This is a genomic window from Muribacter muris (assembly GCF_004569585.1).
In the GTDB taxonomy this organism is placed as follows: domain Bacteria; phylum Pseudomonadota; class Gammaproteobacteria; order Enterobacterales; family Pasteurellaceae; genus Muribacter; species Muribacter muris.
The window spans coordinates 1-7,145 of sequence record NZ_SPPA01000045.1; the positions used below are offsets into that span (position 1 = coordinate 1).

2 protein-coding genes are annotated in these 7,145 nt (G+C 47.2%); both read left to right on the plus strand.

What is annotated here, in order from left to right; translation table 11 throughout:
* Positions 1-217: 217 nt before the first annotated feature.
* Entirely contained in the window at positions 218-1,969 is a 1,752-nt protein-coding gene (locus E4T80_RS12265) for a ShlB/FhaC/HecB family hemolysin secretion/activation protein (protein ID WP_135058680.1), read from the plus strand.
* 65 nt (positions 1,970-2,034) lie between these two features.
* A partial coding sequence (locus tag E4T80_RS12270; RefSeq protein WP_135058681.1) for a two-partner secretion domain-containing protein occupies positions 2,035-7,145 on the plus strand: 5,111 nt, incomplete at its 3' end.

Here is a 7,145-nt window from a genome sequence, read left to right on the forward strand (position 1 = left end):
CCAGTTCATTTGCATTTGGTCGAACAGTGCATAACCGCTAAGCACAGCTATCACAGCAGATATTGGATGTATAGAAATGATTCAATACACAGTAAAATCAGCATTATTATAAAAAATTATCAATTATCTCATCTTTACAAACCCAATAATCTCTATAAAATCCCGCTAAATACTATGTCTCTAAAATAGCAATGCGCTCTGAGGATACGTCTAGAAAATGAAATTACCCGTGCGTTTTATGACAGCAACCGTAATGTTGTTGCCATTTACTTCAATAGCAAACACTGCCACCCCATTACCCGATCCGGTACTAGATCAGCTGGATGCCGCCCAACAACACCGCCAGACCCAGCAGCAAGAAGCACAAGCGGCACAGTTGCAATCGGCGCCGGAGGTGAGGTTGGATACCGCCCAACAGGGATTAGCCTTACCGGATAATGAATCCCCCTGCTATCCGATTCATCGTATTGTGCTTACCGATTACCTCTCTGCCGATTCTACCTCCCTCAGCCAATTCCAATGGGCATTACTGCAAGCCTTTAAAGACCTGAAACTGACCTTACCCCACTGTTTAGGCGGCGAGGGATTGGGGGTGTTGATGAAACAGACGCAGAACAATATCATTGAGAAAGGCTATGTTACGACAAGGGTCGTCGCAGAGGAGCAAGATTTACGCAGCGGGACATTGGTGCTGACGGTGATTCCGGGGAAAATCGGGCAAACCATTGTGGCGGACAGCAGCAATGTGCCGCGTTTTACCCGTTTGCAAAGTTGGACAGGGCTGACTTTTTCTCGTGGGGAAGTGCTGAATGTGCGGGAAATTGAGCAGTCCTTGGAGAATCTGAAACGGGTGCCGACAGTGGAAGCCAACATTGAGATTTTACCGAGTGAGACGGGAGCGGTCGGGGAAAGCGACTTAAAAATCAGCTATCAGCAGGCACTGCCTTTTCGTTTCAATCTGAGTTTAGACGACAGCGGTTCTCGCTCAACCGGTAAATATCAGGGCTCGGCAACCTTGTCGATTGATAATATTTTCTCGGCGAACGACCTGTTTTATACCAGCTTTACCCATAGCCTCAAAAGCGGTGAAGACGATGCGGGCAGACGCGCTAGTAAAAATCTGACATTTTACTATTCTATTCCGTTTGGCTACTGGACGTTATCCGCCAATCAAAGTTACAGTCGCTACCATCAGGAGGTTTTTGCCGCCTTTGATAACAGCTATATTTATGCGGGGGAGAGCAACAACAGTAAATTGACGTTGGCGTACCTGCTTTATCGGGACGCGGTGCGTAAAACGACCGTATCCGGCAGTGTGTGGTCCCGCCAGTCGAAAAACTTTATTGACGGTGAAGAAGTTGAAGTACAAAAACGGCGAATGGCGGGCTGGGAAGCGGGCATTACCCATAAAGAGTATCTTGGCAATGCGACATTGGAATTAGCGGCGAATTTTAAACGCGGTACGGGGGGACGCGGGGCACTCGCCGCGCCGGAAGAGCTGTGGAATGAGGGGACGTCTCGTCCGAAAATTATAACAATGTCCCTGTCTTTGACCAAACCGTTTCAGATAGGCGTGCAACAGTGGCAGTGGCAAAGCAGCTGGCAGGGGCAATGGAATAAAACCCGCCTGATTGCCCAAGACCGTTGGAGTATCGGCGGTCGTCATACGGTGCGGGGCTTTGACGGCGAGCAGAGTTTATTCGGTGAGCGGGGCTGGGTATGGCGTAACGAACTGGCGTGGCATATCAACCGTTCGGGGCATCAGCTTTACTGGGCATTGGATAGCGGTCGGGTGTCTGCAGTATCGGAAAATCAACCGGGGCATCATTTGGTCGGGATGGCATTAGGGGTCAAAGGCAGTTGGAAAGGGGTGTACTACGACTTGTTTGTCGGCAAACCGCTACACCGCCCTAAGGGCTTTCGCACGTCCGACCGCGTAGCCGGTTTTCAACTGGGATATAGTTTCTAATTTGCAAAAAGCGAACGGCGCAAGCGGTTCGTTTTTCACGTTTTTAGGTAAAAAGGTTTAAGTTTATGAACAAAAAGTGTTTCCGTGTTATTTTCAGCAAAACATTGCAACGTTTAGTGGTGGTGTCCGAGTTAGCCAAATCCGAAGGGAAATCAACCGAACAGGGGGATTTTGGTATATCGGCATTATTTGCCCGCCTGCGCCCGCTCACCTTTAGTCTGTATTGTGCACTGGGCTTTGTCGCGTTTTCCGATGCCGCCCTGGCGGAGACCTTGATTATTCAAGCGGACAAATCTGCGCCGAAATCTCAACAGCCGATTGTCCTGCAAACGGCAAACGGTTTGCCGCAGGTGAATATTCGTACCCCAAATGCCCAGGGGTTGTCTCACAATAAATATGCCAAATTTGATGTCGATACTCAAGGGGCGATTCTCAACAACAGCCGTACCAATGTGCAAACCCAGCAAGCCGGTTGGGTGCAGGGTAACCCTTACCTTGCCCGAGGCGAAGCGAAGGTCATTTTAAACGAGGTCAATTCTAATGACCCGTCCGTATTAAAAGGCTATGTGGAGGTCGCAGGTAAAAAAGCAGATGTGATTATCGCCAACCCGTCCGGGATTCACTGCCAAGGCTGTGGGGTCATCAATGCTGACCGCAGCACCTTCACCACCGGTAAACCGCACATCGTACAGGGCAATCTTGACCGCTTTGTGGTGGAAAAAGGCAAGGTGAAAGTCGAGGGCAAGGGCTTAGATAACAGCCGAGTGGATTACACCGAGATTTTAGCCCGGGAAACCCAACTTAACGGCGGTGTATGGTCGAAAAAAGCGACGACCGTCGTTACCGGTAAAAACACCCTCAAGCGGTCGGATTCTGCGGAAAATGTGCAAATTATTCATACCCGCCAACCGCTTGCCGATGAGAGCACACCGCAATTTGCGGTGGATGTGGGGGAATTAGGCGGTATGTATGCGGGCAAAATTCACTTAATCGGCACGGAACACGGCGTAGGCGTGCGTAATGCCGGACATATCGGTGCGAGCCACAATACATTGAAAATCGACAGCCAAGGGCGGCTGGTGAATACGGGGACGCTGAATGCCAACCAGGCGGTGGATTTAACTGCTGCTGCCGGTATTGAGAACCGTGGAAAAATCGAAAATCGTCAGGGCAATATCGGGCTTAATACGCCGAAAGAGATTCAGCAAGACGGCTCGATTGTTGCCCGTGCAGGGGAGATTCACAAACGTGCCGGTCAAGGGATTAGGCAACAGGGCGAAACGGTGGCGAAAGAGCATATTCGCTATGACGCCCCGAGTATCACTGCGACGAAAAACTCGCTGATTGCCGCCGGCGTGCAGGTACAAGACAGCGGCAAAAACGAGACTCGCACGCTGGAAACCCAATCGGCACAGGGCAAATCCATTCACATTCAGACCCGCGGCAAGGCAGTGTTACAGGGCAAAAATATGGCATCGGGGCAGGTGAATATCAATGCCGCCGAGGTCAATTTAGACCATAGCCGCAACAGTGCTTATGATGTCTCTGTAAAGGCGCATAAAGGTCATATTCAAGCCAATCAGGCGATATTTGATATTAAAAATACATTGAGTTTGGTTACACCGAGTATGTTATCTGTGGTTGGCAGTGATTTAAGTGCGGAAACGATTTCGACTACGCAGCACTCTTTAAAAATGGGTGGGGCTAAATGGCAACAGCGAGGTGCAAGCGATATCACGTTGTCTATTAAAGATAAGTTGGAAAATCAGGGTGGATATTTTATCACACAAGGTAACTTATCTCTTTTGGCTAAGGGCATTGATAACCGCCAAGGCAGTTTTATTGCCGGAGGAACATTGACAGTTCTAAATGGTCAGAATGCGATTGATTCTACGGACGGGCATTTAGTCGGGAAAACATCGGTTGAGATAAAAAGTGGTCGGTTAGTGAATACCGGGGGGCTTATTTTTAGTGAAAACGATGTGAACTTGGATACACATAGTCAAGCGTTATTGAACCGACAAACTCAAAATAAAGGGATTGTGGCATTAGGTAAACTTAACTTAAATGCCGGCGATATTGATAATGAAGCCGGCCGTATTGTCAGCGGCTCATCGGCGAATATTCATACCAGATTAGTGAATAACCGTTTCGGTAAATTCTCTTCAAATTCAGATTTGACTCTACGAACCGGGCAACTTAATAATGATCACGGATTAATCTCTTCTGCCGGTGAACAAAGGTTAGCGGTAACAGGACAACTGTCGCAACAGGGCGGTCAGATTTTAAGTAATGCCCGTTTGTCTGTTACAGCAGATAAAATTGTCTCCCAATCCGGTAGTGAAATTGCGGCAAATATCGTGGATATTCATACGCAGGGCGAGTTAAACAACCAGCGTAGTCGATTATCGGCACAGAGATTACTGAATGCGCAGGTAGCGGGGCCGGTGAACAATCAGGGTGGTTTGATATTCAGTCATCACGATCTGACCCTTAATAATCCAGGGCAAGCACTTCTCAACACCCACACGCATACGCCTCAACAGGATAAAGGTATTATTGCATTTGGGGCATTGTCGCTTGAGACAGGCACAATCAACAATCAGGACGGGCAAATATTAAGCGGTTCAGATCTGCAGGTGCAGGCGACAACACTCGACAATACAGCGGGGCATATTGGTACGGCTGATAACGCAACTTTACAACTGACCGACTTTACCAATGACACAGGGAAAGTGTCCGCTAAACAGGCATTATCGTTAACAGTTAAGGGAGATATTCACCAAAAAGCCGGCAAAATATTCAGTGATGCTGCTTTAACGCTCACTGCTCATACACTTAATTCAACCGAGCAGAGTGAAATTGCCGGGCAAACCGTTACCGCAATACTGGATAATCAGTTAAATAACCAAGACAGTAAGCTCTCGGGAGAAAAGGGGATTTCAATTAACAGCCGAGGAGTGATGAATGATCGCGGGGTCATCGTTGCCGAACAAGGTCAGATTTATCTCAATACACAACAGCAAACGCTGAGTAACCGTGATGGAAAAATTCAGGCAGACGCACCGCTTGAGATACAAAGTGGTGAATTGGTTAACCAAAACGGTATGATCCAAAGTCGTGAAGAGATTTATATTGATACTCATCAAGGCAATCTGGAGAATCAACATACCTTATCCGACAGAGGAGATAAAGGTATCTTAGCACTGGGTAACCTGACGGTTAAAAGCCAACAGATACGCAATAATGACGGGTATTTGGTTGGTCGATTAAAGAATGCATTATCAGCAAGCGCCGTTGCAAATCAAGCCGGATTGATAAGAACGGATGGAGAGCTCACCATCAATGCCGAATCGTTAAATAATGATCGGGGAATTGTGATGGGGAAAGAAACAAGCCGGTTAGTTTTCTCAAAAGGGCTTACCCAACATAGCGGGCAGATGTTGTTGGGTAATCTCACTTTTATCGGTGATACTTTAGACAATACAGCCGGTTTGATTAAGGCGAATCAAGCACGTATTGAGACGGCAAAAGCCTTGAATTTCCAAAACAGCCATCTGGATGTTATCGGTAATATCAGCCTGACCGGTGCGGGGCTCAATAATCAAGACAGTCATATCAGTAGCCAGACTGGCAATATTCAAATTGACACAAGAGGCGGGACGTTAAATAACCGGCAGGGACATATTTCTGCAGCATCAGACATTCATATTAACAGTGGTGAATTAAAAAATCAGTCGGGTAATATTCAATCTAAACAAGCGATAGATATACAAACACACGGCAAGGCTTTAGACAACCGACAAACGGAAGCAAAGGATCAAGGGATTATTGCAGAGGGAACTCTGAATATTGAAGCCGGTGATATTCATAACGCTCAGGGCAGAATAGTCGCTCATAAGGACACCCGAGTGAAAGCGCAAGCCATCGATAATACGGGCGGTTATGTGCAATCCGGTCAGAATTTAGCCGTTTTGGCAACCGATATGACGAACAACGGTGGTAAATTAACGGCGGATAAGCGTGCCGATGTTCAACTGGATGGTCAGCTTAACCAAATGGGCGGTCAGATCGGTGCCGAGACCTTAGTACTGAATAGCCGTAGTCTTAGCTCAATAGGCAATAGTCTAATTTCGGCGGTTAGTACGACGCTGAATATTATCGGTGATATAAATAATCAAGACAGCGAACTGTCCGCCGAACAGGATTTAAATATAGAGAGTCAGCGCATTGAGAACCGCAATGGGCTGGTTTTAGCGGAAAAAGGTAGGTTACGGCTTGATAGTCATCAACAGCAAGTAGATAACCAAAATGGTACGATACTGGCTAAGAGCGGAGCCCTTTCACTTCAAAGCGGGCAGCTTAATAACCAACAAGGTTATATGGGGGCGCAGACGGATTTGACGGTGAATACCTCACAGCAGAGCTTTGATAACACACAGGGCGTCGTATTAAGCGGAAACAACCTCACCGTATTGAGTGGTCGGCTTCACAATCAAAACGGTTACTTACAGGCAACTCGGGGGCATAGCGAGATAAATACCCACAAGAACGCACTCATCAATACCCAAGGGCATATTTTAGCGCCCCAAGGAAATTTGATGCTGCAAGGCGGTGAGGTCACGAATCATCAAGGCAGAATAGATGCGGATAATGTCTTAATGAATGTCGGTCGTTTTGCACAAACGGCGGGGCACTTAAATGCAAAAAATCAACTGAATCTGACCGCTTACCACGGTATTCAAAATACGCAGCGCGCAAGAATAAGTGCCCATACCTTGAATTTAACAACAGCGGGGCAATTGAATAACCATCAGGGGGATATTATTGCTCAATCAACCGCTCACATTGACAGCCAAGGGCTTAATAATCAGCAAGGTCTATTAAGTAGTCAGCGCGCGGATTTAACCGTCAATACCCGTCAGCAGACTCTAAATAATGCACAAGGCGTTATAGGGGCAATGTCTGCGTTAACTATTCAAAGTGGTGATTTGGTCAACCGCTTAGGGTTGCTTCAAAGCCAAGGTGATATAACCATTCATACCCACCAAGGCCATTTGGATAACCGGGAAACACGAGTTGATACGGACTCGTCCGAACCTAAAGGGATTATTGCCTTAGGGCAACTGACCTTGAATACCGTTGGCTTGAATAATCAACAAGGTTATCTCATCAG